This is a genomic window from Larkinella sp. C7 (genome assembly GCF_006149005.1).
Lineage (GTDB): Bacteria > Bacteroidota > Bacteroidia > Cytophagales > Spirosomataceae > Larkinella.
Genome location: NZ_VBSL01000253.1, coordinates 1 through 335, shown reverse-complemented (window position 1 = coordinate 335; position 335 = coordinate 1). Strand labels below are relative to the sequence as shown.

The window sequence follows — 335 nt, the reverse complement described above, 5'->3', positions numbered from 1 at the left end:
CATAAAAATCGTCAGCTCCTTGAAGCTTGGTGCGGTGGAGCTTGAGATTATTGTCAAAATAAGCCGTGAAACCTTGCTTATCTCCCTGAAGAAAATCAAAGCGACCTAGGCCACCCAAGAAAAGGGTCTGACTAGGATTGAGCTGATAGGTTTTGGGCTTGATTTCCTTTTTCGGACTGACATACTTGAGATCCTTGGCAGATAGGTAGTGGGCCATTTGGTGGCGGTGGATAATCCCCGGGGTATCAAAGATATAGGAACCGTCGTCCAGGGGAATCTCAATCTTATCCAAGGTCGTTCCAGGGAAGCGTGAGGTGGTAATAATCTCTTGATTC

Annotated in this window: 1 pseudogene; it reads right to left on the bottom strand. The window is 46.6% G+C overall.

Annotated elements, in window-relative coordinates:
• Positions 1-292 (bottom strand): annotated as a pseudogene (locus FH871_RS35325) (hypothetical protein); the annotation flags it as partial.
• Positions 293-335 lie beyond the last annotated feature (43 nt).